At 73.8% G+C, this 25,469-nt stretch carries 25 protein-coding genes; 9 read left to right on the top strand and 16 right to left on the bottom strand.

What is annotated here, in order from left to right; genetic code table 11:
• Nucleotides 1–87 precede the first annotated feature (87 nt).
• The gene (gene recQ / locus ACGIF2_RS16445) at nt 88–2,166 is read right to left on the bottom strand and encodes a DNA helicase RecQ (RefSeq protein ID WP_396047939.1); all 2,079 of its coding nucleotides are present in this window, start codon (nt 2,164–2,166) and stop codon (nt 88–90) included.
• Between the two features lie 245 nt (nt 2,167–2,411).
• Here recQ and ACGIF2_RS16450 point away from each other — a divergent pair, with 245 nt between their 5' ends.
• Nucleotides 2,412–3,737, top strand: a complete 1,326-nt coding sequence (locus ACGIF2_RS16450; RefSeq protein ID WP_396047937.1) for an MFS transporter — start codon at nt 2,412–2,414, stop codon at nt 3,735–3,737.
• A 95-nt stretch (nt 3,738–3,832) separates the two neighbouring features.
• Here ACGIF2_RS16450 and ACGIF2_RS16455 read toward each other — a convergent pair whose 3' ends face one another.
• The 4 genes from ACGIF2_RS16455 to ACGIF2_RS16470 form a co-directional block, all read right to left on the bottom strand.
• Nucleotides 3,833–4,156 (bottom strand): PGPGW domain-containing protein, encoded by a 324-nt coding sequence (locus tag ACGIF2_RS16455; RefSeq protein WP_396047935.1) that lies wholly within the window; start codon nt 4,154–4,156, stop codon nt 3,833–3,835.
• Nucleotides 4,157–4,215: 59 nt separating this feature from the next.
• Nucleotides 4,216–4,860 (bottom strand): DUF998 domain-containing protein, encoded by a 645-nt coding sequence (locus ACGIF2_RS16460; protein WP_396047933.1) that lies wholly within the window; start codon nt 4,858–4,860, stop codon nt 4,216–4,218.
• A 72-nt stretch (nt 4,861–4,932) separates the two neighbouring features.
• Nucleotides 4,933–5,244, bottom strand: a complete 312-nt coding sequence (locus ACGIF2_RS16465) for a putative quinol monooxygenase (RefSeq protein WP_396047931.1) — start codon at nt 5,242–5,244, stop codon at nt 4,933–4,935.
• Between the two features lie 121 nt (nt 5,245–5,365).
• Complete coding sequence (locus ACGIF2_RS16470) at nt 5,366–6,103, bottom strand: TetR/AcrR family transcriptional regulator (RefSeq protein ID WP_396047929.1); 738 nt, start codon at nt 6,101–6,103, stop codon at nt 5,366–5,368.
• A gap of 89 nt (nt 6,104–6,192) precedes the next feature.
• On the opposite strand from ACGIF2_RS16470, the gene ACGIF2_RS16475 reads away from it, so the two are divergent.
• From ACGIF2_RS16475 to ACGIF2_RS16490, 4 genes are all read left to right on the top strand, one after another.
• Nucleotides 6,193–7,179 carry an ABC transporter ATP-binding protein gene (locus ACGIF2_RS16475; protein ID WP_396047927.1) on the top strand — a complete coding sequence of 329 codons (987 nt, stop codon included), beginning with the start codon at nt 6,193–6,195 and terminating at the stop codon, nt 7,177–7,179.
• The gene (locus ACGIF2_RS16480) at nt 7,172–7,972 is read left to right on the top strand and encodes an ABC transporter permease (RefSeq protein WP_396047925.1); all 801 of its coding nucleotides are present in this window, start codon (nt 7,172–7,174) and stop codon (nt 7,970–7,972) included. Before ACGIF2_RS16475 ends, ACGIF2_RS16480 begins: the two co-directional genes overlap by 8 nt.
• Nucleotides 7,973–8,171: 199 nt before the next feature.
• Entirely contained in the window at nt 8,172–8,696 is a 525-nt protein-coding gene (locus ACGIF2_RS16485; protein ID WP_396047923.1) for a hypothetical protein, read from the top strand.
• Nucleotides 8,697–8,939: 243 nt separating this feature from the next.
• A complete protein-coding gene (locus ACGIF2_RS16490; protein WP_396047921.1) occupies nt 8,940–9,692 on the top strand; it encodes an SDR family NAD(P)-dependent oxidoreductase in 753 nt (250 codons plus the stop codon).
• A gap of 106 nt (nt 9,693–9,798) precedes the next feature.
• Here ACGIF2_RS16490 and ACGIF2_RS16495 read toward each other — a convergent pair whose 3' ends face one another.
• The 4 genes from ACGIF2_RS16495 to ACGIF2_RS16510 form a co-directional block, all read right to left on the bottom strand.
• Nucleotides 9,799–11,340, bottom strand: coding sequence for a DUF222 domain-containing protein (locus ACGIF2_RS16495; protein WP_396047919.1), 1,542 nt, complete (start codon nt 11,338–11,340; stop codon nt 9,799–9,801).
• A 197-nt stretch (nt 11,341–11,537) separates the two neighbouring features.
• Nucleotides 11,538–13,064: a glycerol kinase GlpK gene (gene glpK, locus ACGIF2_RS16500; protein WP_396047917.1), complete on the bottom strand. Its 1,527-nt coding sequence runs from the start codon at nt 13,062–13,064 to the stop codon at nt 11,538–11,540.
• Nucleotides 13,065–13,117: 53 nt separating this feature from the next.
• Nucleotides 13,118–13,855, bottom strand: coding sequence for an MIP/aquaporin family protein (locus tag ACGIF2_RS16505; RefSeq protein ID WP_396047915.1), 738 nt, complete (start codon nt 13,853–13,855; stop codon nt 13,118–13,120).
• A 152-nt stretch (nt 13,856–14,007) separates the two neighbouring features.
• Nucleotides 14,008–15,843, bottom strand: a complete 1,836-nt coding sequence (locus ACGIF2_RS16510; RefSeq protein WP_396048150.1) for a glycerol-3-phosphate dehydrogenase/oxidase — start codon at nt 15,841–15,843, stop codon at nt 14,008–14,010.
• Between the two features lie 254 nt (nt 15,844–16,097).
• On the opposite strand from ACGIF2_RS16510, the gene ACGIF2_RS16515 reads away from it, so the two are divergent.
• A complete protein-coding gene (locus ACGIF2_RS16515) occupies nt 16,098–16,607 on the top strand; it encodes an amino-acid N-acetyltransferase (RefSeq protein WP_396047910.1) in 510 nt (169 codons plus the stop codon).
• 7 nt (nt 16,608–16,614) lie between these two features.
• On the opposite strand, the gene ACGIF2_RS16520 is transcribed toward ACGIF2_RS16515, so the two are convergent.
• Together ACGIF2_RS16520 and ACGIF2_RS16525 are read right to left on the bottom strand one after the other, a co-directional pair.
• On the bottom strand, nt 16,615–16,971 hold the full coding sequence (locus ACGIF2_RS16520) for a cupin domain-containing protein (RefSeq protein ID WP_396047908.1): 357 nt from the start codon (nt 16,969–16,971) through the stop codon (nt 16,615–16,617).
• Between the two features lie 60 nt (nt 16,972–17,031).
• A complete protein-coding gene (locus ACGIF2_RS16525) occupies nt 17,032–17,973 on the bottom strand; it encodes an A/G-specific adenine glycosylase (RefSeq protein ID WP_396047943.1) in 942 nt (313 codons plus the stop codon).
• Between the two features lie 140 nt (nt 17,974–18,113).
• Between ACGIF2_RS16525 and ACGIF2_RS16530 the strand changes: the two genes are divergently transcribed.
• On the top strand, nt 18,114–18,713 hold the full coding sequence (locus tag ACGIF2_RS16530) for a hypothetical protein (protein WP_396047906.1): 600 nt from the start codon (nt 18,114–18,116) through the stop codon (nt 18,711–18,713).
• A 32-nt stretch (nt 18,714–18,745) separates the two neighbouring features.
• Here ACGIF2_RS16530 and disA read toward each other — a convergent pair whose 3' ends face one another.
• Together disA and radA are read right to left on the bottom strand one after the other, a co-directional pair.
• Nucleotides 18,746–19,828 (bottom strand): DNA integrity scanning diadenylate cyclase DisA, encoded by a 1,083-nt coding sequence (gene disA / locus ACGIF2_RS16535; RefSeq protein ID WP_396047904.1) that lies wholly within the window; start codon nt 19,826–19,828, stop codon nt 18,746–18,748.
• Between the two features lie 134 nt (nt 19,829–19,962).
• Nucleotides 19,963–21,426, bottom strand: coding sequence for a DNA repair protein RadA (gene radA / locus ACGIF2_RS16540; RefSeq protein ID WP_396047902.1), 1,464 nt, complete (start codon nt 21,424–21,426; stop codon nt 19,963–19,965).
• Nucleotides 21,427–21,521: 95 nt separating this feature from the next.
• Between radA and ACGIF2_RS16545 the strand changes: the two genes are divergently transcribed.
• Together ACGIF2_RS16545 and ACGIF2_RS16550 are read left to right on the top strand one after the other, a co-directional pair.
• Nucleotides 21,522–22,070 (top strand): potassium channel family protein, encoded by a 549-nt coding sequence (locus tag ACGIF2_RS16545; RefSeq protein WP_396047899.1) that lies wholly within the window; start codon nt 21,522–21,524, stop codon nt 22,068–22,070.
• A 123-nt stretch (nt 22,071–22,193) separates the two neighbouring features.
• Nucleotides 22,194–22,967: a hypothetical protein gene (locus tag ACGIF2_RS16550; RefSeq protein ID WP_396047897.1), complete on the top strand. Its 774-nt coding sequence runs from the start codon at nt 22,194–22,196 to the stop codon at nt 22,965–22,967.
• Nucleotides 22,968–22,989: 22 nt separating this feature from the next.
• Here ACGIF2_RS16550 and ACGIF2_RS16555 read toward each other — a convergent pair whose 3' ends face one another.
• The 3 genes from ACGIF2_RS16555 to ACGIF2_RS16565 all read right to left on the bottom strand — a co-directional run bounded on the left by ACGIF2_RS16555 (nt 22,990) and on the right by ACGIF2_RS16565 (nt 25,379).
• On the bottom strand, nt 22,990–23,538 hold the full coding sequence (locus ACGIF2_RS16555; protein ID WP_396047894.1) for a GtrA family protein: 549 nt from the start codon (nt 23,536–23,538) through the stop codon (nt 22,990–22,992).
• Nucleotides 23,539–23,640: 102 nt separating this feature from the next.
• Nucleotides 23,641–24,246, bottom strand: coding sequence for a response regulator (locus tag ACGIF2_RS16560; RefSeq protein WP_396047892.1), 606 nt, complete (start codon nt 24,244–24,246; stop codon nt 23,641–23,643).
• A complete protein-coding gene (locus tag ACGIF2_RS16565) occupies nt 24,243–25,379 on the bottom strand; it encodes a sensor histidine kinase (RefSeq protein ID WP_396047890.1) in 1,137 nt (378 codons plus the stop codon). Before ACGIF2_RS16565 ends, ACGIF2_RS16560 begins: the two co-directional genes overlap by 4 nt.
• Between the last annotated feature and the right edge of the window lie 90 nt (nt 25,380–25,469).

Consider the following 25,469-nt stretch of genomic DNA (forward strand, 5'->3'; position numbering starts at 1 on the left):
CCGGCGGTCGCCGTGGGGACGGCGACCGCCAGGGCCCTCGCGGGCGTCATGCCCGTGCACGGCGCGGCCCGGCCTGCGCCGCCGGGCTCAGTCGGGGTCGGCCTCGAGCGCCGCGATGACCTGCTCGCCGTAGCGCTCGAGCTTCGCGGCGCCGATGCCCGAGATCGTGCCGAGCTCGCCGGGCGTCGTCGGGCGACGGGTCGCGATCTCGCGCAGCGTCGCGTCGTGGAAGATCACGTACGCGGGCACCCCGGCCTCCTTCGCCGCGGCCGAGCGCCACGCCCGCAGCTTCTCGAACGTCGCGACGTCCTGCGGGGCGAGGTCCGCCGCGGCGGCGGCCGTGCGGCCCGTCCGGCCGGTGCGGGACGACGAGCGGGAGGGCTTGACACGGGCCGTCTCGCGGCGCAGGCGGACCTGCCGCGTGCCGCCGAGCACGTCCGCGCTCGCGTCGGTCAGCACCAGGGTGCCGTAGCCGTCGCTCGTGACGCCGAGCAGCCCCTGCGCGAGCAGCTGGCGGACCACGCCGCGCCACTCGGCCTCGGACAGCTCGGTGCCGATGCCGAACACGCTCATCGCGTCGTGCCCGTGCTGGGCCACGCGCGGGGTCTGCTTGCCGAGCAGGATGTCGACCACGTGGCCCGCGCCGAAGCGCTGACGGCGCTCGCGGTCGAGGCGCAGCACCGTCGAGAGCAGCATCTGCGCGGGGCGGGTGCCGTCCCAGCCCTCGGGCGGGGCCAGGCACGTGTCGCAGTTGCCGCACGGGGTGCTCGTCTGGCCGAAGTACGCGAGGAGCTGCACGCGGCGGCACTCGATCGTCTCGCACAGCGCGAGCATCGCGTCGAGGTGCTGGCCGAGCCGCCAGCGGTGCGCGGCGTCGCCCTCGGACGTGTCGATCATCCGGCGCTGCTGGACCACGTCCTGCAGGCCGTACGCGAGCCAGGCCGTCGACGGCAGACCGTCACGGCCCGCACGGCCCGTCTCCTGGTAGTAGCCCTCGACCGACTTGGGCAGGTCGAGGTGCGCCACGAACCGCACGTCGGGCTTGTCGATGCCCATGCCGAACGCGATGGTCGCGACCATGACGATCCCGTCCTCGCGCAGGAACCGGGACTGGTTCGCGGCCCGCACCCGGGCGTCGAGGCCCGCGTGGTACGGCAGCGCGGGGATGCCCTGCTTGACCAGGAAGTCGGCGGTCTTCTCGACCGACGCGCGCGAGAGGCAGTAGACGATGCCCGCGTCGCCCGGGTGCTCGGTGCGCAGCAGCTCGAGGAGCTGCTGCTGGGGGCTCGACTTCGCGACGATGCGGTACTGGATGTTGGGCCGGTCGAACGACGCCACGAAGTGCCGGGCGTCCTCGAGCTGCAGGCGCGTGGCGATCTCCGCGTGCGTGGCGCGGGTCGCGGTGGCCGTCAGCGCGATGCGGGGGACCGTGGGCCAGCGCTCGTGCAGCACCGAGAGCTGCAGGTAGTCGGGGCGGAAGTCGTGCCCCCACTGGGACACGCAGTGCGCCTCGTCGATCGCGAACAGGCTGATCTCGCCGCGGTCCAGCAGGTCCACGGCCGAGGGCACCTTGAGCCGCTCGGGGGCCAGGTACAGCAGGTCGAGCTCGCCCGCGAGGAACGCGTCCTCGACCGCCCGGCGCTGCGCCGCGTCCTGGGTCGAGTTGAGGAACCCGGCGCGGGCACCGAGGGCCGACAGCGCGTCGACCTGGTCCTGCATCAGCGCGATCAGGGGGGAGATCACCACGCCGGTGCCGGGGCGCACCAGGGCGGGGATCTGGTAGCAGAGCGACTTGCCGCCACCGGTGGGCATGAGCACGAGCGCGTCACCGCCGCGCACCACCGTGTCGATGATCTCGGCCTGCTCGCCGCGGAACGCGTCGTAGCCGAAGACCGTGTGCAGCACCTCGAGCGGCTCGCGCGCCGGACCCGCGGGTGCGGCGGCGACCCGGGCGGCCGGGCGGGCGCGACGCGCGGCGGGCGGAGCCGCGGACGTCGGCGCGCGGTGGTCGGCCGGGGGGCCGTCGAAGGGGTCGTCCGACGGGTACGGGGGCTCGTCGTCCGGCGGCGGCTCCTCGTCGAAGAACGGGTACGTCTCGGCCGTGGGCCACGCGTCCTGGACTCCGACGTCCGCGCCGGACGAGGGCACCGCGTGGGGGGAGGTCATGGGTTCCACTGTAGAAGGCGCCACCCCCACGATCGGCGCCCTCCACAGTGGCGGTGCCCACGCTCAGCGCAGCGTGCGGCCGGACGTGCGCATCGGCCGCTCCGCCACCTGCGGCCGCTGCCGCCGCTCCTGCTCGACGACGAGGAGGCCGTGGCGGACCGTGGCGCTGCGGACGCATCGGTTCGCCGACCGCTCGGTAGCATCCAGCCCATGCCTGCCGCCGCCGCCCTCGTCCCGTCGCGCGCGTGAGGGGCGGCACCGGCCGGCCGGCGCTGACCTACACCGCGACCCGCCGCGCCTGCTACACCGGGTTCGTCACCCAGGCGGTGGTCAACAACCTCGCGCCGCTGCTGTTCATCGTCTTCCAGACGTCCTACGACGTGCCGGTGGAGATGCTCGGACGGCTCGTGCTGCTGAACTTCGGCGTCCAGCTCCTCACCGACCTGGCCGCGGTGCGGTTCGCCGACCGGACCGGCTACCGCATCCCGCTGGTGCTCGCCCACGCGCTCGCCGTCCTCGGTCTCGTGCTGCTCGCGGTCGCGCCGGCCGTCGCCCCCACGCCGTACGTCGGCCTGTGCGTCGCCGTGATCGTGTACGCCATCGGCGGGGGACTCCTCGAGGTGATGGTCAGCCCCGTGGTCGAGTCGCTGCCCAGCCCGCAGGAGGGCAAGGCCGCGGCGATGAGCCTGCTGCACTCGTTCTACTGCTGGGGTCAGGTGGCCGTCGTCGGCGGCACGACCGCCGTGCTCGCGATGACCGGCTTCGGGTCGTGGCAGGTGCTGCCGCTGCTCTGGGCCGTGGTGCCCGCCGTGAATCTCGTCGTCTTCCTCCGGGTGCCGCTGCCACCCACCGTGCCCGACGAGCACCGGCTGTCGCTGCGCTCGCTGTTCGGCGCGCCCGCGTTCGTGTGCGCGCTGGTGCTGATGATGACCGCCGGCGCGGCCGAGCTGACCATGTCGCAGTGGTCCTCGTTCTTCGCCGAGACGTCGCTGGGGGTCGCGAAGACCTGGGGCGACCTCGCTGGACCGGGGCTGTTCGCCGCGCTGATGGGCGTCGGGCGGATCGTCTACGGGCTGTGGGGCGCGCGCATCCCGCTCGCGCCGACGATGATCGGCGCCGGGTCGCTCTCCGTGGTCTGCTACCTCGTGGCGACCCTGTCGCCGAGCCCCGTCGTCAGCCTCGCCGCGTGCGCGCTGTGCGGGCTCGCCGTCAGCATCATGTGGCCCGGCACCTTCAGCCTCGCCGCCGCCCGGTTCCCGCTCGGCGGTGCCGCGATGTTCGCGGTGCTGGCCGTCATGGGCGACCTCGGCGGCGCCGTCGGCCCCTGGCTCACCGGCGCCGTCGCCGACCTGACCGCGGCGTCGACCGGGCTCCTCGGCTCGCTCGCCGCCGCGCTTCCCGACGACGGCGGCACCGGCCTGCGCGTCGGGCTGCTGGGTGCGGCCGTCTTCCCGCTCGTGCTCGTGGTGTGCGCCACCGTGTGGACCGCGTTGGGACGGCGCGCAGCGGAGTCGGCAGGGGTGCTGGCGGCAGCCGAGGCGGGCATCGAGGTCACGATTCCCGAGCGCTGACCGCTGAGCGCTGGGGCCGAGTGCCGCTGGCGCCCGCAGGCTCTCGGGCCCTCAGGCCCTCAGGCGGTTCACGCCGTCAGGGTGCCTGGTCCGGCTCAGGGCGCCTGGTCGGGCTCGGCGCTGCCCGTCGTTCGACGCGGGATCCACCCGCGCACCGTGGTCCACAGGCGCGTCGCCACCGAACGCATCCGCCCGAGGAGCGTCGCTGCCCACGTGAACTCGGCGGCGAGGACCGCCAGCCCGGCGAAGATGGCGAGCCACCCTGGCCCAGGGAGCACCAGCATCGCGATGCCGGCCAGGACGAGTGCCGACCCGACCACGGCGACGGCGACCCACCGGATGGGCTTGGGCAGCGCGCTGAGCGCGGTCCTGATCCGGGCGGGCAGGCCGTTCTCCGGCTCGTGGTGGGTGGAGTTCACCCCCTGATCGTGCCAGGCCGACCCGGCGACGCCCAGCGACGTCGCCGAATCCCCGCAACTCACCACCAGGACCACCACGACCGCGAACGGCCTGTCGGCGCCGTGCCCGACGTCGCGGACGTGCGAGCGGCCACCACCACGACGAGCGGCCACAGCGCCTGCGCGCACAGGGCGGCGCGTTCGGCGAGCCCGGTCGTGGCCCCGTCATCGGGCGTGACGTGCTGCAGCTCGAGCGTGAACCAGGCCAGCATCCCCATCAGTCCCGCCGTCGCAGCGAGCCCAGCGCGTGGAGCCAGCGTCCCGACCCCGTCGGCGCCCCACGCAGCCAGCGGCCAGGTCGCCATCGACATGAGCGCGACGGTCGCCGCAGCCCAGTGCGCCCGCGGTGCGCGGTCCGCCGGCGCCAGCGCGACCCCCACGGTCGCCAGGCCGCCGACCCCGAGCAGCACGCGCCCCATCCGCGGAGCCGCCCGCAGCCCCGCCGCGGTCACCACGTGCGCGATCCCCGTCACCGCGAACCCGAAGGCCCCGACCGCGGGCGCCACCGCCGCGCTCGTCGCCAACCAGCTGATCGTCTCCCGCACCGGGTCGTACTCGTCCTGCATCGCCGCAGAGATCGTCCAGCTCCCGATCATCGCAACCGGAGCCAGCGCGGCCGACACCACCGCCCACCGCGGAACACCTGAGTCGTCGTTCGACCCCATCAACCGACTGTAAGTCGGCTCGCGGCATACCGAACGTCGAGCGGGATCAGGGCTGCCGTCGGCCCCGTGCCCTCAGGCGCCGGTCCACGCACCGATTCCGCCGACGACCTCGCACACCTGGCTGGAGAACTCGCCGGTGAGCAGGGGCATGGCTTCGGCGATCGCTGCGCGGACCTCGGGCAGCTGGAGGGAGTCGTCGTGGTGCGTGGCGGACTCCCAGACCTCGGTGACCCAGATCGTCTGGTCGTCGGTGGTGGCCGTGGCGACGATGTAGGCGTGGCAGCCGATGTCGCGCAGGGCGGGTGCGCCGCGGGTGAGGATCGCGACGACCTCGTCGCGGTGTCCGGGGCGGGTCTTCATGGACCCGATGTAGCCGTACGACATGGCTGGTCCTGCTTCCGAAGCGTGAGCGGCGGCGGTGCCTCGAGGTCGGGCACCACCTGGTCGTCCGAACGTAGCGAGCGGTGCCGACATCAGCGCCCGGGGCAGGGGAGCGCGGCGGTGATCAGGCGCGGGCGTCCGGGGGCTGTGGGGCCTGATCAGTCGTGGGCTGCGACGGCCGCGGTGCGAGGAGGCGGAGCATGCCCTCGCGGACCAGCGCGTCGGGCAGCGGGGCGATGCCGCCGAGGGCCAGCAGGGCGCTGCCCTGCTCGAACGCGGCGAGCAGCAGGCCGAGGTCGGTCGTGGGCAGCGGGTCGTCGGCGGGGGCGGGGCTGTTCGCGACGGCGGCGTCGGTGTACATCGCGAGCATGCGATGCATACGGGCCTCGAGCTCGGGGGCGAGTGCAGGGTCACGGCCGGCGATGGCGATGAACTCGAGGCTGGCGCGGGCGAAGCCACGGGCGGTGTCGATCTCGGCCTGGGTGGCTGTCCGCGCGGGGGCGGTGTCGGCGCCCGGCTCGCCGGTGGGCGCGGCGGCGGCATCGCAGAGGTTCCACGGGTCGACGCCGTCGCGGGCGAGCTCGGTGTCGGCGTCGTTCAGGTCGGCGTCGACGACCGCGAGGAACAGCGCCCCCTTGCCGTCGAAGTTGGAGTAGACGGCGCCCTTGGAGTACCCGGCCTCGTGGGCGATGGCCTCGAGCCGGGCCCCGTGGTAGCCGTCACGGGCGAACACCGTGCGGGCTGCGGCGAGCAGGGCCATCCGGGTCTGCTGCTGCCGTTCTCCGCGTGTCGGGGGTGCCTGCGGTGGGACGGTGGAGTGGTCGCGGGCGGCGCGCGGGGCGGTGGGTCCCGAGGTCGTCATGCCCCCGATCGTACGTCGGGCTACCGGCGGTACCGAGATACCGCTAGTATCCGAATACTCGAGGTATTCCGGATGAGGAGAGTGCTGCTGTGGGTGCGGACGTGCTGGCTGTCGACGGGATCACGAAGCGCTACGGCGCCGTGGTCGCCAACGACGGCGTGACCCTACGGGTGCGGGCCGGGGAGGTCGTCGGCCTGCTGGGCCACAACGGCGCCGGCAAGACGACGCTCGTCTCGCAGGTCGTCGGCCTGCTGCGGCCCGACGCGGGGACCATCCACGTGGCCGAGGTCGACGCGGTCACCGACCCGGCCGGCGCGCGCCGCCGCGTCGCGCTCCAGGCCCAGGCGCAGGCCCCGATCAACGGCCTCACCCCCCGCACGGCCATCGAGCTCGCGGGGCGGATCCGCGGCCTGAGCACCCGGCAGGCGCGCGCGGCGGCCGCGGAGCTCGCGGCCGAGCTCGACATCGAGCCGTGGCTCGACCAGAAGGCCCTGCCCGACGGGGGAGGCCTCTCGGGTGGCGTCCGGCGCCTCACCTCGTTCGCGATGACGGTGGTCGCCCCGACCCCGCTCGTGGTGCTCGACGAGCCCACGAACGACATCGACGCCTCGCGGCGCCGTCGGCTGTGGGACGCGGTGCGGCGCATCGGCGACCAGGGCGCGGGTGTGCTGCTCGTGACCCACAACGTGGTCGAGGCCGAGCGGGTGGTCGACGAGCTCGTGGTGCTCGACCGCGGCAAGGTCGTCGCGGCCGGCACCCCGGCGTCCCTGCGGGGCAGCCAGGACACCGACCTGCGTCTCGAGCTGCAGCTCCAGCCGGGCGGCCCCGACCCGTCCGACCCGCTCGACGCCGTCCCCGTGCCCGTCACGCGCCGCGTCCGCACCGGCCGCCGCGTGCTCCTGACCGTGCCCGCGTCGCAGGCCGCCGCGGTCGTCGCCTGGGCCACGGGCCTGCGCGAGCAGGGTCACCTCGACGGCTACGCGCTCGCCCCCGCGACGCTCGAGGACGCCTACCTCGCCGTCACCACGTCCGAAGCCTCCGACGAGGCAGCCACCGAGGAGCCGTCCCGTGCCTGAGACCATCACCACCGACCGCCCCGTGGCGCACCCGACCGCGCCCGAGCCCGGAGGTGCGGGGCTGTGGAGCAGCTACCGCACGCTGCTGCGCTGGCAGTTCGCGCAGATCGGCGGCGAGCTGCCGCTCTACGTGGTGGTGCAGGCGCTGATCGCCGCCGGGGTCGTGGTCGGCTTCGGGTTCCTGATCCCCGACATCACGCCCGACGCTGCGATGTTCCTCTCGACCGGCACCCCCACCGTGCTGCTCCTGATCGTGGGTCTGACGATCGTTCCCCAGGCGGTCACCCAGGCCCGCACCAGCGGCACGTTCACCTACATGCGTTCGCTGCCTCTGGCACGCCCGCTCCTGCTGCTGGCCGACCTGACCGTGTGGCTGCTCGTCGCGCTGCCGAGCGTGGTGGTCGCCGTGCTCGTGGCCGAGCTGCGCTACGACCTGGCGCTCGCGTTCGACTGGCCGCTGCTGATCGCCGCGTCGGTGCTGGTCACTGTCACCGCGACAGCCGTGGGCTACGCCATCGCTGTGACCTTCTCGCCGATGGTCGCCCAGATGCTCAGCCAGATCCTCGTGTTCTTCGTGATGCTCTTCTCGCCCATCACGTTCGCTGCGAGCCAGCTCCCCGAGTGGTTCCAGTCGCTGCACGACGTGCTGCCGATGCGCCCGGCTGCCGACCTGCTGCGCGCTGGTCTGGCCTCGGGCACCTACGACGCGAGCATGCGTGACCTGGTGGTCCTCGTGGTCTGGTGCGCGGTCGGTGTGGCGTTCAGCGTCAGGGCCCTCGTGCGACGGACCTGAGCCGCGGGCCGGCGAGTCGGTGCGCAGCGAGTCCGTGCGCAGCGCGTCGGTGCGCAGCGACACGGAGCGCGCCGACCCCGCCGATACCTGGTCGACCTCGTGGGCGTGCTGGCCGCGCGCGCGGTTCAGGAGAAGACTCGCGGGTGACGGCGTCCGGCCGGGGGAGCGGGCGCCGACACGTGAGTCGAGGGGACCCGAGATGACTGCCATGGACGCCGCACGGACGTCGGCCCGCAGGCGAGCGCCGGGGCTCCGGTCGGCCGCGCTGGTCGGGGTCGCGGTGCTCTGCCTCAGTGCGTGCGCGACGGCGACGACCGCAGGTGGTGACGGGTCGCCGACCGATGCTGCGGCGTCCGGCTCGGCGAGCCACGTCGACGACGCGTCGCCGCCCGCACCGATCCCCTCACCGACCACGATCGCCGAGTCGTATGCCCGCAACGACGCCGCCGACGTGGCCCCGGCGGCACGTGACGCGAGCCCCGGGCGCCTGCTGGTGACGACGTGGGGCAGCTCGTCGTGCCCCGACCTGCCCGTGAGCGCGGAGTGGGACGCCGACCGCACGGTGCTGACCGTCCGTGCCGCGTTCGAGAACGGTCAGGCCGAGACGCCGTGCACGCGCGACTACGTGCCGACCACGAGCGTCGTCGCTGTGGACGACCTGCCCGCGACCGAGTTCACCGTGCGGATCAACGGCACCGACACGCTGGTCCCTGCCGCGCAGTGACCATCCCCGCCGGTGCGCGTGCGCGTGCTGGCGCCGGGCTGCGTGCCTCTGGCCTGCACGCACGCAGGCGCGAGATGCGCCCCCGTTCAAGCGCGAGGGCCGAGCCTTCCGGAGACGCAAGGCAGATCGTGCGCCGCGGGGTCGAACCCGGCGTCGCGCGGCGGGAGAGGCACCCGTTCGGGGTGTAGACCGCTGCCGCCGCGTGAACTACGTTCGCCGGAATCGCCCAAGCAAGGAGTGGTCATGAACAGGCTCGAAGGACGCCGCGCACTCGTCACCGGCGCAGCGACGGGCATCGGACGGGCCACCGCCTACGCCCTCGCGCAGGCGGGCGCCGATGTGGCGTTCACGTACCTGACGCACGAGCCCGAGACGGTCATCGCCGACATCGAGAGCCTCGGCCGCAAGGTCGTCGCGTACGAGCTCGACGCGCGCCAGAGCTGGGACGTCGACCGGGTCGTCGTGCAGGCCGCCGCGGAGCTCGGTGGCGGGATCGACATCCTGGTCAACAACGCCGGAGGCCTGGGCGGGCGGCAGTCCGTGACCGGGATGGACGACCAGCACTGGCACCACGTTCTCGACCTCAACGTCTCGAGCGCGTTCTACGCGACCCGTGCAGTGCTGCCCGTCATGCCCGACGGGGGCCGCATCATCACCATCAGCTCCCTCGCCGGCCAGAACGGTGGGGGCACCGGAGCCGTTGCGTACGCGACGGCCAAGGCTGCGCTCGACGGGTTCACCCGGGCGCTCGCCCGAGAGCTCGGACCACGGTCGATCACCGTGAACTCGGTCGCGCCCGGGTTCATCGGCGGCACCCCGTTCCACGCGCTGCACACCCCCGAGCCCGCCCAGCAGGCCGCGGTCGCCGGCACCCCGCTCAAGCGCGCCGGCACCCCCGAGGACGTCGCCGCGGCCGTCGTCTACCTCGCGTCGGCCGGCGCGGGCTACGTGACCGGCACCGTGCTCGACGTCAACGGCGGCGCGTACTTCCACTGAGCCGGCCGTCTCCACTGACCCGGCCGTGTCCCCGCGCGCGAAAGGGCTCGCTAGCGCACGTGCCGAGGCGGCGGTCGCTCAGCTCGGGACGGCTCGGCGTGCACCGTCAGGGAGGGTCGTCGGGGTGAGCGACGGTCTCACCGGCAGGCGCTGTGTCGCGGTGGGTGCAGTTCGGCGTCGCCGGTGGCGGTGGGGTCGCTCCAGGGCGGACCCGGTACTGGTGTCCGGTCGGGCTGGTCCACTCGAAGGTGCCGGGCGTCGGCTGCGAGAGCCGGAACCCGCCGTCGGTCTTGATCTGGTGGTGCCGTCGACACAGTGGACCGAGGTTGTGGGCCGAGGTGGTTCCCTGGTTGCCGTCGGGCGCCGTGCGGTGGAACTCGACGGTGTGGTCGAGGTCGCACGACTCTGCTCGTGCCGAGCAGCCCGGAGCGGCGCAGTACCGGTCGCGGGCGACGACCAGCTCGGCGAGGTCGGCGGGAGGTCGGTACCGGGTGCGGCCGACGTCGAGGACCGTCCCGGACAGCGGATCGGTCACCAACCGTCGCCACACGCCGCCGGCGGCGAGGGCGCGCGCCTGGACCGCAGTGATCGCGCCGTACCCGTCGAGCTCGGCCGGCTGGTCGTCCAGGCCCATGAGGGTCGAGGCGCTGACCGTGACCCGGATCTGTGCCGCCGGGCCGCGCGGACGGGGCAGGGCATCCAGCGCCCGGGACGACGGAGTGCCGCTGCCGCTGCCGCTGCCGCTGCTGGTGCCAGTGCGAGTGCCGGTGGTGCCGGTGGTGCCGGTGGCCGGGGTCGCGAGCCGAGCGGTCGACGCGGCGCAGGTCGTGGTGCCCGGACTCGCGTGCCGGCTCGGCGGCGCGGTGGCCAGGTCGACGAGGAGGTCGGCGCGGAGCTGGTCGAGGGTGCGCGGATCGCCGGTCGCGCGCGCCGATCGGGCCGAGGTGTCCAGCGTCATGTCGATGCGGGCGGCATCCTCGGCAGGCAGGACGGCCCACAGGCCCGCCATCCCGTCGGGCAGCAGACGTGGTCGGTCGACGTGCCGGGTGGTCGTGGCTCGGTCGTGGCGCAGGGCCGCATCGGCGGGGTCGACCTCGATCAGGGCGCGGGTGAGGGTGCGCCCGAGCTGCGTGGGTGTGCACGCGTGCGCGTCGCCGAGGATCGCGTCCTGGACCGCCAGCGCGACCTCCATCGACGCACCCTCGAGACGGTCCGCGATCATGCGGGCCTTCACCGCGTCGATCTCGCCGCGGGCCAGCGCCTCACCGGTCCAGGTCAGCGGCCCCGCGAAGGCCAGCCCGTCCCGGACCAGCAGCCGCGCGGCGCGGCGTGAGCACGCCAGCCGCATGGCGAGCTCGTCGGCGGCGACGCACGAGTGGCGCGCGTCGGTGGCGCTGACGGGCCACCTCGGGTTCATCGAGTCGCGGCCGGCGAGCTCGGCGGCAGCGGCTGCGGCCTGGGCTGCGGCCCACGAGGCGACCCGTTGCCACGCGGCGACCACCTCGACGAGCGCGAAGTCGGTGGCACGGGCGACCTCGAGGGCGTCGAGCCGGGCCGCGAGCCGCACCCCGGGCCGCTGAGTCGCGAGGGGCGGTTCGAGGTGCTGGTCGAGCACCGGGTCGGGCACCGCGTCGGGAATATCGAACATGTGTTCGATTCTACCGATGCATCCCCTTCGTGGGGAGATGTCGCGCGATCTGTGGACAACCTCGAGCGCATGCCTCGCGGTCGACACACCCGCTGCCGACACCCGCAGCCGACAACCAGCACGACGGCCGGCCACCCCAAGGGTGACCGGCCGTCGTCGCACCGCAGGCTCCCGCTCGCGCGGCAGCCGGTCCGACGTCACTCCACGTCGTCGTCCACCCAGTCGAAGGTCCGGGTCACGGCCTTCTTCCACAGCCGGTACTGCCGTTCGCGCTCGCCGGTCTCCATGGACGGCTCCCAGCGCTTGTCCTCGGCCCAGTTGTCGATCACGTCCTGCTCGCCCGACCAGAACCCCACCGCGATGCCTGCGGCGTAGGCGGCCCCGAGCGCTGTCGTCTCGGCGACCTGGGGGCGGATGACCGGGACGTCGAGCACGTCGGCCTGGAACTGCATGAGCATGTCGTTGCGCACCATGCCGCCGTCGACCTTGAGCTCGGTCAGGGTCACGCCCGAGTCCGCGTTCATGGCGTCGACGACCTCGCGGGTCTGGAACGCCGTGGCCTCGAGCGCGGCGCGCGCGATGTGCCCCTTGTTGACGTACCGGGTCAGGCCCACGAGCGCGCCGCGGGCCTCCGCACGCCAGTAGGGCGCGAACAGCCCCGAGAACGCGGGCACGAAGTACGCGCCGCCGCTGTCGGGCACGCTCGCCGCCAGCTTCTCGATGTCGGGCGCGGCCTTGATGATGCCCAGGTTGTCGCGCAGCCACTGCACGAGCGAGCCGGTGACGGCGATCGACCCCTCGAGCGCGTACACCGGGTCCTTGTCGCCGATCTTGTAGGCGACGGTCGTGAGCAGCCCGTTCTCGGACGGGACCAGCTCGTTCCCGGTGTTGAGCAGCAGGAAGTTGCCCGTCCCGTAGGTGTTCTTCGCCGACCCGACCTCGAAGCAGGCCTGCCCGAACGTCGCGGCCTGCTGGTCGCCCAGGATGCCCGAGATCGGCACGCCGGGGACGAAGCCCCCCTTGCGTCCGGTGCCGTAGACCTCGGACGACGAGCGGATCTCCGGCAGCATCGACAGGGGGATCCCCATCTCGGCCGCGATCTCCTCGTTCCACGTCAGCGTGTCGAGGTTCATCAGCATGGTGCGCGACGCGTTGGTCACGTCGGTCACGTGCACCCCGCCGTTCGGGCCGCCCGTCATGTTCCACAGCACCCACGAGTCGGTGTTGCCGAACGCGAGGAAGCCCTGCTCGGCCTTCTCCCGAGCCCCTTCGACGTTGTCCAGGATCCATCGGATCTTGGGTCCCGAGAAGTAGGTGGCGAGCGGCAGACCCACGCGCGACTTGTACCGGTCGGCGCCGCCGCCCAGCGCAGCGAGCTGGTCGGCGATCTTCTGGGTGCGCGTGTCCTGCCAGACGATCGCGTGGTAGACGGGCTTGCCGGTGCGGCGGTCCCACACCACGGTGGTCTCGCGCTGGTTGGTGATGCCGACCGCCACGAGGTCGTGGTGCGTGATGTTCGCCCGTGTCAGCGCGATGCCGACGACCTCGCGGGTGTTCCGCCAGATCTCCTCGGCGTCGTGCTCGACCCACCCGGCGCGCGGGAAGATCTGCTCGTGCTCGATCTGGCCGGTCTCCACGATCGTGCCGCCGTGGTCGAAGACGATCGCGCGGGTGCTGGTGGTGCCCTGGTCGATCGCCAGAACGTACTGCTCGCTGTCAGGCATGGTGTTCCTCTCCATCGAGGGATCGCTGTGCGGGAGGCGCGGGAGGTTGCGGGTCAGACGAACCAGGAGGCGGCGAGCCCGCCGATGAGGCCGCCGACGGCCGGGCCGAGCACCGGGACCCACGCGTACGACCAGTCGCTCGAGCCCTTGCCCCTGATGGGCAGGAGCGCGTGGGCGATGCGGGGGCCCAGGTCACGCGCCGGGTTGATGGCGTACCCCGTGGGGCCACCGAGGCTGGCGCCGATGCCGACGACCAGCAACGAGACCGGCAGCGCCCCGAGCTTGGCGGGGTCGTTGGCGAACATCAGGACGACGAACACCAGGACGAAGGTGGCGATGACCTCGGTGACGAAGTTCCATCCGTAAGAGCGGATCGCCGGGCCGGTGGCGAAGACGGCCAGCTTGGAGGCCGGGTCCAGGTCCTCGTCGAAATGCTTCTTGTAGGCCAGGTAGCTGACCAGGGCACCGAGCGCGGCGCCGAACATCTGCCCGGTGACGTAGACGACGCCGTGCCAGGCCGTCACCTCGATGCCCGGCGCGAAGTCCTCCGAGCCGTTCGCCCAGATGCCGAGAGTCACTGCGGGGTTGATGTGAGCGCCCGACCGGAAGGCTGCGTACACGCCGGCGAGCACCGCGAAGCCCCACCCGAAGTTGATGAGCAGCCAGCCGCCGTTGAAGCCTTTCGACTTCGGCAGCAGGACGTTGGCGACCACGCCGGTGCCGAGCAGCGTCAGCAGCCCTGTCCCGAATGCCTCCGACGCGAAGATCTCCCAATTGCTGTACACGTCCATGTGCGACCTCTTTCCTGAGCGACGTCGGTGTCGTCCGGGGGAAGTGCGGTATCCCCGGAGGCCTGGTGCGGAGCGGGCGCCGTCGGCCCCGCGAGGTCAGACCGCCGAGGCGGTCTGCGATGGGGCCGACAGCTACTGTCCCCAAGTGAGGGTCAGGTGCCCACGGGTCCGGGTGAGGCAGGGCTGTCCGCCTCGGCGCCCGGCTTGCGCCCGGGCGTCGCCCGCGGCGGCTCGTCCTCCTCGAGACCGCCCACGGGCACGAGCGGGACGAGGTCCGGCGCGTTGAGGCGCACCCGCTCGGCGGTCGCGTCGTCGGGCTCGAGAGCGGCGGCCTCCTCGGCGGCGGCGCGCTCGCGGTACGCGGCGATCTCCGCGGCCCGCTGCTCGACGCCCCAGCCCAGCACCGGCGCGACCAGATCGGCGATCTCCTCGAGCGCACCGACACCCTTGTCGACCTGCTCGTAGTTGAGACGCGTGCGGTGCATGAGCACGTCGTCGAGGTGCAACGCGCCCTCGTGGCTCGCGGCGTACACGGCCTCGACCCGCAGGTACGCGGGGGCGTGCGCGAGCGGCTTGGCGAGCGACGGATCGGCGTCCACCAGGTCGAGCAGCTCGGAGAGGAGCGACCCGTAGCGGTGCAGCAGGTGGTCCATGCGGAACCGGTCCCAGCCGTACCGCTTCGCGATCGAGCGGGCCTGCCGCTGGAGCGCCTCGAGCCCTTCGGCGCCCACCAGGGGGATCCGCGCCGTGATCGAGGGCAGCGTCGTGGCGCGCGACCCGATCGCGAAGTCGACGGCGTCCTTGGCCATGACGCGGTACGTCGTGAGCTTGCCGCCCGCGATGACGGTCAGGCCCGGGGTGGGGCTCGCGACCGTGTGCTCGCGCGAGACCTTGGCCGACGACGTGCCCTCCTTGGTGCCGGGCTGCAGCAGCGGGCGCAGGCCGGCCCACGTCCCGATCACGTCCTCGCGGGAGATGGGGCGCGACAGCACCGTGTTCGCGTGCGCGATGAGGTAGTCGATGTCCGCCGAGTTCGCGACCGGGTGCACGAGCTCCTGCTCCCACGGGGTGTCGGTGGTGCCGATCACCCAGTAGCGCGACCACGGGATGATGAACAGGACGCTCTTCTCGGTCTGCAGGATCAGCCCCGAGGTGCCCGCGATGCGGCTGCGCGGCACGACGATGTGGATGCCCTTGCTCGCGAGCACCCGCAGCCCGCCGTCGGTGCCCGCGAGGGTCTCGGTCTGCTCGGTCCACACGCCCGTCGCGTTGATCACGTGCCGGGCCCGCACGTCGATGTGCTCACCGGTCTCGAGGTCGACGATCTCGGCGCCCGTGATCGCACCGCCCGTGGTCGTCTGCATCTGCACGAGCTCGGTGCGTGAGGTCGCGTGCGCCCCGTAGGACACAGCGGTGCGGATGAGCGTCGAGACGAGCCGTGCGTCGTCGACCGTCGCGTCCCAGTACTGCACAGCGCCGATCGCCGCGTCGTGCCGCAGGTCCGGGAACTGCCGCTCCATGCCCTTGCGTGTCAGGTGCCGGTGGATGGGCATCGCGCGCTTGGAGCCCGAGACCGTCGCGAGCGTGTCGTACAGCGCGACGCCCGCCCCGACGTACGCCCGCTCGACCACGCGGTTCTCGAGCGGGTAGAGGAACGACACCGGCTTGACCAGGTGCGGCGCGATGCGGCTCATGAGCAGGTCACGCTCGGTCAGGGCTTCGCGGACCAGGTGGAAGTCGAGCATCTGCAGGTAGCGCAGGCCGCCGTGCACGAGCTTGCTCGACCGGCTCGACGTGCCGCTCGCCCAGTCCTGCGCCTCGATGACAGCCGTCGACAGGCCGCGCGTCACGGCGTCGAGCGCGATCCCGGCGCCCGTGACCCCGCCGCCGATCACGAGGATGTCGAGCTCGCGGCCGGGCTCGGTGCTCCTGCGCATCGCCTCGAGGGCGTCGCCCCGCAGGCGTGCCGTCAGTGCCGCTGTCCTCATGGTTCGCTCCCCGTCGGTCCTCGCCTGCTGGTGCCATGACGGGGCACGCACGGCAGGGGAGCGGTCCAGCGCCGCCGCGAGCCCGCACGTGCGTCCTCGCCTGGCCGCTACGTCACCACGTCGGGAGCAGCCGCGCAACCGCTGCAGGGTGAAGACGGGATGAATCGTCCCACCGTGCGGCCCGGTGTGCGGCCGGACGCAACCGCAGGTGGGCATGCTGCGGGCCGTCCCGCGCACCTGGGTACCGTGATCCCGTGAGCACAGCCAGCCCCCGCGTGCGCCCGGCCCTGCCGGCCGACGTGCGCACCATCCGTGACCTCGTGCAGCCGTACGCGACCGAGCGCATCCTGCTCGCCAAGGAGTGGGTGGGCTACTACGAGGCGGTCCAGGAGTTCCTGGTGGCCGAGTCGGCCGACCCGCGGGTGGTGGGCTGCGGGGCGCTGCACGTCATGTGGCAGGACCTCGCCGAGGTGCGCACGCTCGCTGTCGACCCGGCCTGGCGCGGGCGCGGCGTGGGGCACCTGCTGCTCGACGCGCTGCTCGACCGCGCGCGCGAGCTCGGCCTGCGCCGCGTCTTCTGCCTGACGTTCGAGGTCGACTTCTTCGCCGCGCACGGGTTCGCGCCCATCGACGGGACGCCCGTGACCCCCGAGGTCTACGCGGAGCTGCTGCGCTCGCACGACGACGGCGTGGCCGAGTTCCTGGACCTCGCACGCGTCAAGCCGAACACCCTCGGCAACACGCGCATGCTCATCGAGCTGTAGCGCGGGCTCACACCCCGGCGAAGTGCTCCGCGAGGTCCAGGTCGCCGACCGTCTCGACGATCACCGCGGTGAGCGCTGTCGTCGCCCAGGTCTGGTGCACCTCGCCCGGCTCCCACACCACGAGGACGCCGGGGCCGACCGCGCGGCGCTCACCGTCGTCCGCCGCGACCTCGCCCTCGCCCTCGACCACCGCGAACGCCTGCCGCAGGGTGGCCGGGTGCCGCCCGAGCGTCCCGCCCGCGGCGAGGTGCGCGACGTGCACGCGGGTCTCGTCGGCCGGGCCGACGTGCGGCAGGAAGTCCATCACGACGCCCGAGCTGCTGAAGGCGTCGACGTCGTGGCGGGGCAGGGTGAACAGGCGCACGGGGGTCTCCGGGGGATCGGGGCGGGGATCAGGACGGGTGCTCGCGAGCGTAGGGGTCCGTCAGGGCAGCCGGTAGGTCGGCGGGTCGTCGTCGGAGGGGCCGGGCACCCGCACCACGAGGCCGTCGGCGAGCAGGCCCGCGACGCAGCGCTCGCGCTGGGTCCGATCGGGCCACACCGCGTCGAGCGCGTGGGCGGGCACAGGCTCCAGCGCCTCGCGGAGCAGGGCCATGACGCGACCGCGCACCTGACGGTCGGTGCCGGCCCACGCCTGCGTGCGGCGCCGGGCGGCGTGCTCGTCGTCCGGCCGGCCCGCTGCCCGCCACGCGCACAGACCGGCGACCGGGCACTCCTCGCACCGTGGGCTGCGGGCCGTGCAGACCAGCGCGCCGAGCTCCATCGACGCTGCGGACCAGCGGGCAGCGGTCGCGTCGTCGTCGGGCACGTACGACGCGGCGAGCCGCACCTCGGCGGTCGTCTGGCTCGGGGCCGGCAGGGCGGTGCCGCCCACGGACCGGGCCAGCACGCGCCGCACGTTGGTGTCGAGCACCACCGAGCGCAGCCCGAACGCGAACGCCTGGACGGCGGCCGCGGTGTACGCGCCCACGCCGGGCAGCGCGAGCAGCTCCTCGGTGGTCCGGGGCACGGTGCCGTCGTGCCGCTCGACGACGACGCGCGCGCACTCCTGCAGGCGCAGCGCACGGCGCGGGTAGCCCAGCCGGTCCCACGCCCGCAGCACGTCCGCGGTGCCGGCCGCCGCCAGGTCGGCGGGTTCGGGCCAGCGCGCCATCCAGGCGCGCCACGCGGGCTCGACCCGCACCACGGGCGTCTGCTGCAGCATCACCTCGCTGACCAGCACCCCCCACGGGGTGCGGTCGGGGGCGCGCCACGGCAGGTCGCGGGCGTTCTCGTCGAACCACTCGAGCACAGCCGCGCGCAGCCCGGGGCCGCCGGGTGCCGGGGCGTCCGGACCCACCTCGCGCGGCGTCGGGGCGTCAGGCATCGCAGGCACAGGACATCCTCTCCCGACACAGGTCGTGCCCCCACCGGCGCGGTGGCCGCCGGCGGGCCGTCGGTGACCGGTACGTTACGGCTGAACGGGTGACTGGCCGCCTCGTGCGGCGGACGTGAGGACGGTGCCTGATGGGTGTGCTGCGACCTGCCGGACCTCTGCCGTCCCGCGTGTACTGGGTGCGCCGCCTCGTCGTCCTCGGGCTGCCCCTGCTCGTGGTCGCGCTCGTGGTGTGGGCCGTCGCCGGGCGCGGCGGCGACGACACGGTCGACGGCGCGGGGGGCGACGTCGAGCAGGTCTCCGACCCGTTGCCCGCCGAGTCGTCGCCGGGGTCCGCGACCCCCCAGGCGTGCGCGCCCGAGTCGCTGGCCCTGACCCTCGCGGCCGACGCGGCGTCCTACGGGGCGTCGGCGCAGCCCATGTTCACGGTGACGATCGCCAACTCGGGCGCTGTCGACTGCCTCGTCGACGCGGGCTCGGGGCAGCTCGGGATCGTGATCACCTCGGGCGACGACCGCATCTGGGCGAGCCAGGACTGCCCCGCCGACCCCGTCGAGCGCCCGCTGCTGCTGGCCGCGGGGAAGTCGGACGTGACCCAGGTGCAGTGGACGCGGGCCCGCTCGGCCGCCGGCTGCCCGAAAGACCTCCCGGCCGCCAAGCCCGGCACCTACTCCACGACGCTCACGCTCGCGGGCGCGTCCTCAGCGCCGCAGGTCTTCGTCCTCGAGTAGGCAGGTCTTCGTCCTCGAGTGGCGGGGGACCGTCAGACGTAGCGCTCGAGGATGCTCGACTCGGCGAGGCGCGACAGGCCCTCGCGGACGGCCCGGGCGCGCTGCTCCCCGACGCCGTCGACAGCCATGAGGTCCTCGATGCTCGCGGCGAGCAGCTTCTGCAGACCGCCGAAGTGCTCGACGAGCCGGTCGACGATCGCGGCGGGCAGCCGGGGGACCTTCGAGAGCAGGCGGTAGCCGCGCGGACCCGCCGCGGCGTCCAGGGCGTCGCCCCCGCCCGGCAGGCCGAGCACGCGGGCGAAGTGCGTGATGTCGATGAGCTCGGTGCTGTCGAGCTCGGCGAGCGCGGCCTGCACGGCAGTCGCGTCGCGCTCCTTGCGCGAGCTGTCCACGTAGTCGCGGATCACGAGCTCGCGGTCCGAGCTGATGCCGCCCGTGAGCTCGTCGAGCTGGAGCGACAGCAGGCGGCCGTCGGTGCCGAGCTCGACGACGTAGCCGGCGATCTCCTCCGAGATGCGGCGCACCATCTCGAGGCGCTGCACGACCGCCGTGACGTCGCGCACGGTGACGAGGTCCTCGATCTCGAGCGCCGACAGCGTGCCGCTCACCTCGTCGAGCCGCGACTTGTACCGCTCGAGCGTCGCGAGCGCCTGGTTGGCGCGCGACAGGATCGTGTCGGAGTCCTCGAGGACGTGCCGCACGCCGCCGACGTACAGCGCCACGATCCGCATCGACGCGGACACCGAGATCACCGGGAAGCCGGTCTGCTTGGCGACGCGCTCCGCGGTGCGGTGCCGGGTGCCGGACTCGGTGGTCTCGATGGTCGGATCGGGCAGCAGCTGGACGGCGGCCCGCAGGATGCGCCGGACGTCGCGGTCGACGACCACGGCACCGTCCATCTTCGCGAGCTCGCGCAGGCGCGTCGCCGAGAACTCGACGTCGAGCACGAAGCCGCCCGAGCAGATCGACTCGACGGTGCTGTCGTGCCCCAGGACGATCAGTGCGCCCGTGCGTCCGCGCAGGATGCGCTCCAGGCCGTCGCGGAGCTCGCCACCGGGTGCGACGGCAGCCAGCGTCGAGCGCAGCAGGTCGTCAGGCAGCGGGGTGGTCGGCACACGGTGATCCTACGCGGGACCGGGGGCCGGGCCGGGGGGTAGACACGCGCCCCGGGGGCACGCGACATCACTGGTCCGCACCACCGGGCACCCGTCGGGAGCCGGTGCGGCGTCGGACGTCGCAGCCGTGGGTCTCAGGTGTGGTCGCCGGCCACGCCCACGGCGCGCACGGCCTCGGCGAGGTCCGCGACCTCGATGAGCTCCATGCCCGCGGGGCCGCTGCCCGCGTCGATCGATCCGGCGGGCACCACGGCACGGACGAACCCGAGCCGGGCGGCCTCCGCCAGCCGTCGGTGGATGCCCGTGACGACGCGGATCTCGCCCGCGAGGCCCACCTCGCCCATCGCGACGAGACCGCGCGGCAGGGCGACGTTCTCGCGCGAGCTCGCGGTCGCGAGGGCCAGCGCCAGGTCGGCGGACGGCTCGACGACCCGCGCGCCACCCACTGTCGAGACGTAGACGTCCTGGTCGGCGAGGCGCGCGCCGACGCGGCGCTGGAGCACAGCGAGGACCATCGCGAGCCGGCTCGCGTCGACGCCGCTCGTGGTGCGGCGCGGGTTGGCCAGCATGCTCGGCGCCACGAGGGCCTGGACCTCGGTCGCGAGCGGCCGGCGACCCTCGAGCGTGACCGTCACGCACGTGCCCGGCACGTGGTGCAGCGCGTGCGAGACGAACAGCCCGCTCGGGTCGGTCAGGCCCTCGATGCCCGTCTCGGTCAGGTCGAAGCAGCCGACCTCGTCGGTGGGGCCGTAGCGGTTCTTCGTCGCGCGCAGCAGCCGCAGCCGCGAGTGCCGCTCACCCTCGAACTGGCACACGACGTCCACCAGGTGCTCGAGCGTGCGGGGACCCGCGACCGAGCCGTCCTTGGTCACGTGGCCGACCAGCACGACGGGCATGTCGCGCTCCTTGGCGACCGCGATGAGCGCACTCGCGACCTCGCGCACCTGGCTGACGCCGCCCGCGGTGCCGTCGATCGCCGCGGACGCGATGGTCTGCACCGAGTCGACCACGAGCAGGTCCGGGTCGACCTGCTCGACGTGCCCGAGGAGCGTGCCGAGGTCGGTCTCGGCCGCGAGCAGCAGGTGCGGGTCGAGCGCCCCGATGCGCTCGGCACGCAGCCGCACCTGGCCGGCGGACTCCTCGCCGGTCACGTACAGGACCCGTCGCCCCTCGGGGGAGTCGGGCCGGAACGCGGCGTCGAGCGGGTCGCGGCCCGCACGTGCGGCACGGCTCGCGACGTCGAGCAGCAGGGTCGACTTGCCCACCCCGGGCTCGCCCGCGAGCAGCACGACGGCGCCCGGGACCAGTCCGCCGCCGAGCACCCTGTCGAGCTCGTCGACGCCGGTCGAGCGGGCGCGGGCCGCCTCGACGTCGATCTCCGCGATCGGGCGGGCGGGGCTGCGTGTGGGGGTGACGGTCGCTGTGCGCGGTGCGGTGCCACCGGGGCCCGTGTCCTCGAGCACCGAGCCCCACGCCTGGCACTCGCCGCAGCGGCCGACCCACTTGGGTGTGGTCCAGCCGCACTCGCCGCAGCGGAAGCCCGCTCGGACGGTGCGGCTGCGGGGTTCGGCGCGCCGGGCGCCGGTCGTCGAGGTCACGCTCGCACGGTAGCCGCCTCGACCCACACGCCCCGACGCCCGCCCGCGCCGTGGTTCGCCGGGCACCGGTCGGCCGGTGCTCGGATGATGGCCTCATGGTCTCGGAGCGCCGCGCCGTCCGCCGCGGGGCGGTGCTGCGCTCGCTCGCGACGCTCACGGCCGCGGTCGTCATCTACTACGCCGTCCCGCTCGACCTCGAGGAGGACGCGCTGCCCCGCCTCACGCGCTCGGTCGTGTTCGCGCTCGGGGTGCTCGCGCTCATCGTCCTCGTCGTCCGCCAGGTGCGCCGCCAGGTCCAGGCCCGGGCAGACCCGGCCGTCCGGCTGCTCAGCGTGCTGACGGTGGTCTACACCGTGGTGGTGTTCTTCGCGCTGACCTACTACCTGCTCGCGACCCGCAGCGCGAACGAGATGGTCGGGATCGCGACGCGCACCGATGCGCTCTACTACACGGTCGTGACGCTCGGCACCGTGGGGTTCGGGGACGTGCACGCGGTGGGGCAGGTGGCGCGCATCGTGACGACGGTGCAGATCCTGTTCGACCTGTTCGCGCTCGGGCTGCTCGTGTCGGTCGTGACCTACCGCATCCAGACCTTCGGTGGCCGCGGCGTCCTGCCGTCCGACGGCGAGCCGCCGTCGGACTGAGGACGCGCGGACGGGCGGCGCCACGGCGGTGTCGCTCAGGTCTGTCGCGCACCCTGGCCACTAGGCTTCCTGCGGGAACGCCCGGCTGCCGCCTGCCGGACGACACGCAGCCAGGGAGACACCATGAGTGACAGCCGACCGGGTGAGCAGCCTGGACAGTTCCCGGGCCAGCAGCCCGTCTCCTCGGTGCTGTGGCCGCAGGGCTCGGCGGGCGTGACGACCACGCCGCCGTCCACCACGCAGCCCCCGGTCGACGAGGACCCCGCCGGCGGTGGACGACGCCGCCGTGTGCTGCTCGTGGGCGGGATCGCCGCGGCCGTGCTCGTGGTCGGTGGCATCACGACCGCGCTGGTGCTGAGCGGCGACGACGACGTCGTGCCCGCGGCCGCCGCCGCGACCGTCTTCCTGCCGACGCCCACGCCGACCGTCGAGCCGGTCGCGCGCACGGCCACTTCGGCGTTCGCGAGCGCGCTGCCCACGACCGTCCTGCAGTTCGCGCTCGCCTCCTCGGCCGACGACCCGGAGTGGTTCGCGGCGGGGGCGATCGAGGCGTACACCGAGACGTTCACCGACGGCGGCACGGGCCAGGTCGTCGTGCAGGCCGGGCAGTGGGAGACGGCGGCCGAGGCCGACGCCCACGTGCGCGCCGTCGTCGCGGCGCTCCCGGTCGCGGGCGCCGACGCGAGCGCCGACTCGAGCGCCGACCCGTCGGCCGCCCCGGACGCGCTGGTCGCCGAGTCGGGCGACGTGACGGTGGCCGGTGCCGTGGTCGGCTCGTTCACGATCGTGCCGTCCGGCGCCGAGGGCGTCGTGGTGTGGTCCAACGGGACGACGGCCTTCCGGGCGACCGGGCCCGCCGCGAGCATCCGCGACTTCTACCTGGCCTTCCCGCTCTGATCCTGCGGGCTGTCGCCCGCGCTCAGGCGTCGTGAGACCGAGCTGGGCGGAACACCCACTGGCGCAGCAGCACGAACCGCACGAGCGTCGCCCCGAGGTTCGACACCACGAGCGCCGCGAGCTCGACGGTGTGCGGCGCGCCGGGGGCGAGCGCGTCGAGCACAGCGAGCGACCCTGACGTCAGGGCCCACGAGAGGGCGAAGATCAGCAGCCCCTGGCCGTGCTGCGCCGCGGCCCGCCTGCGCCCGCGGACGCCGAACGTCACCCGCCGGTTCACGGCGGTGTTCGCGACGGCCGTGGCGAACAGGGCCACGAAGTTGGCGGTCTGGGCCCCGATCGGGGCGGTCAGTGCGAGGTAGATCACGATGTAGGACGCGGTCATCACCGCGCCGACGAGCCCGAACCGCACGAGCTGGTCGAGCAGCTCGGTGCGGCGGAGGCGGGCGACCGCCCGTCGACCCAGCGGGGTGCGCGGCACGTAACGGGCGACGCTGAGGGTGGGTCGTGGGGGGTCGGCTGGCAGCGTTGTCCACCCGTCGCCGAGCGGGCCGATCTCGACGGTCGTGTCCACCGCACCACTGTGCGCTACGACCACCGGCATCTGCTAACCGCTCCCTGTGCGTCGGCTGTGAGACGTGCCGCCAGCGGGCCACCGCGACACCGGGGCGAGAGATTACATCCAGCCGTTCTCCTGGGCGATGCGGATGGCGTCCACCCGCCCGCGAGCGCCCAGCTTGTCGACGATCGCGGAGAGGTAGTTCCGCACGGTGCCCTCCGAGAGGAAGAGGCGCTGCGCGGACTCCCGCACCGAGCACCCGCTCGCGACGAGGTCGAGCAGCTCCTGCTCGCGTGGGCGCAGCGGGTTGGCGCCGAGCCGCAGGGCCGCGGCGGCGAGGCTCGCGTCGAGCACCTGACCGCCCTCCGCGACGGTCCGGACCCCCTCGACGAGCGCCCGTGCCGAGGCGGTCTTCAGCACGAAGCCCCGTGCACCGGCCTCGAGCGCGGCCTTGACCGAGCCGGGGCGCCCGACGCCGGTGAGGATGACCACCCGGACCTGCGGCCACGCGCGGGCCAGCTCGCCCGCGACGGCGATGCCGTTCTGGCCGGGCATGTCGAGGTCGAGCAGGGCCACGTCGGGCCGCGTGCGCTCGACGGCGGCGAGCACGAGGTCGCCGCGACCCACCTCGGCGACCACCTCGAAGTCCTCCTCCATGCCCAGCAGGGCGACGAGGGCCGAGCGCACCACGTGCATGTCTTCGGCGACGAGCAGTCGGATCACGCAGGGACCTCCTGGGTCAGAGCCGGGTCGTCGGTCGTCGGCAGCGCGACCACGAGCGTCCACGTGCCGTCGGGCCCGGCCGCGGCCGAGACCGTCCCGCCCGATGCGGCGACGCGCTCGTGCAGGCCCCGCAGGCCGTTGCCCGGGGCCGGGCGGGGATCGGGCACGGCGGCGCCGTCCTGCGCGAGGTCGGCGCCGTCGTTGTGGACCGTGACGACGAGGTGCCCCTCGCGGCGCTCGGCCGTGAGCCGGCACCGCGTCGCGCGGCTGTGCTTGAGCACGTTCGTGACGCCCTCGCGCACGACCCACGCCAGCGTGTCGCTCACCGCCGTGGGTGCCGCGAGGTGGGCGTCGACCCGCACCTGGCACTCGATCCCGGCCTCCTCGAGCAGCTCGAGACCCACGTCGATCTCGCTCTCGAGCGACAGGTTCCGATAGCCCGTGACGAGCGCGCGCAGGTCGTCGCCGCACTGCGCAGCGACGTTCGAGATCTGGTCGAGCTCGGCCGCCGTCTCGGCGTCGAGGCCGCGCTCCTGGTAGCGGCGCGCGAGCTCGGCCTTGAGCGAGATGGCCGCGAGCCCGCGCCCCAGCACGTCGTGCAGGTCGCGCGACATGCGCAGCCGCTCGCGCAGCACCGCGGTGCTCACGAGCTCGATCCGCAGCTGGTTGAGCTCGAGGGTGATCCGCACCGTCCACGCGAGCGCCGCGAGGACGGCCGCGGTGAGCAGCACCTGGAGGGTGCCGTAGACGGTGTCCATGGGTCGCTGCCCGAAGACGAGCAGCGAGCCGGACGCGTCGAGCGCCACGACCACGAGCACCACCACGAGCGAACGGCGCCACGGCAGCGCGGCGAGCGCGCACGCGGCCAGCAGGCCGGCGGACGCCCCCCACGGGCGCCCGGCGAGCAGCATCGGCAGGTAGCAGACGGCCGCCAGCGCCCCGAGGGACCACTCGGCGCGCACCGGGGTGTGGGTCGCGAGCGGCAGCGTGAGGTGGTGGACGACGAGCACGGCCAGCGGCACGGACAGGAGCCACACCAGGACGCCGACCACGCCCGAGCCGTGCCCGGCCCCCACGACCGACAGCGCGGGCATGAGGCTGAGGCACGCGGTGACCGCGTCGAGCGCGCGCACGGCAGGCCAACGTCGCCACAGCGCGACGCGGGAACGCCATGCGACCGACAGGACGGGAACCAAGACGACCCCCTCGTGCGTCGGCGACCC

This window comes from Cellulomonas sp. P22 (assembly GCF_044392165.1).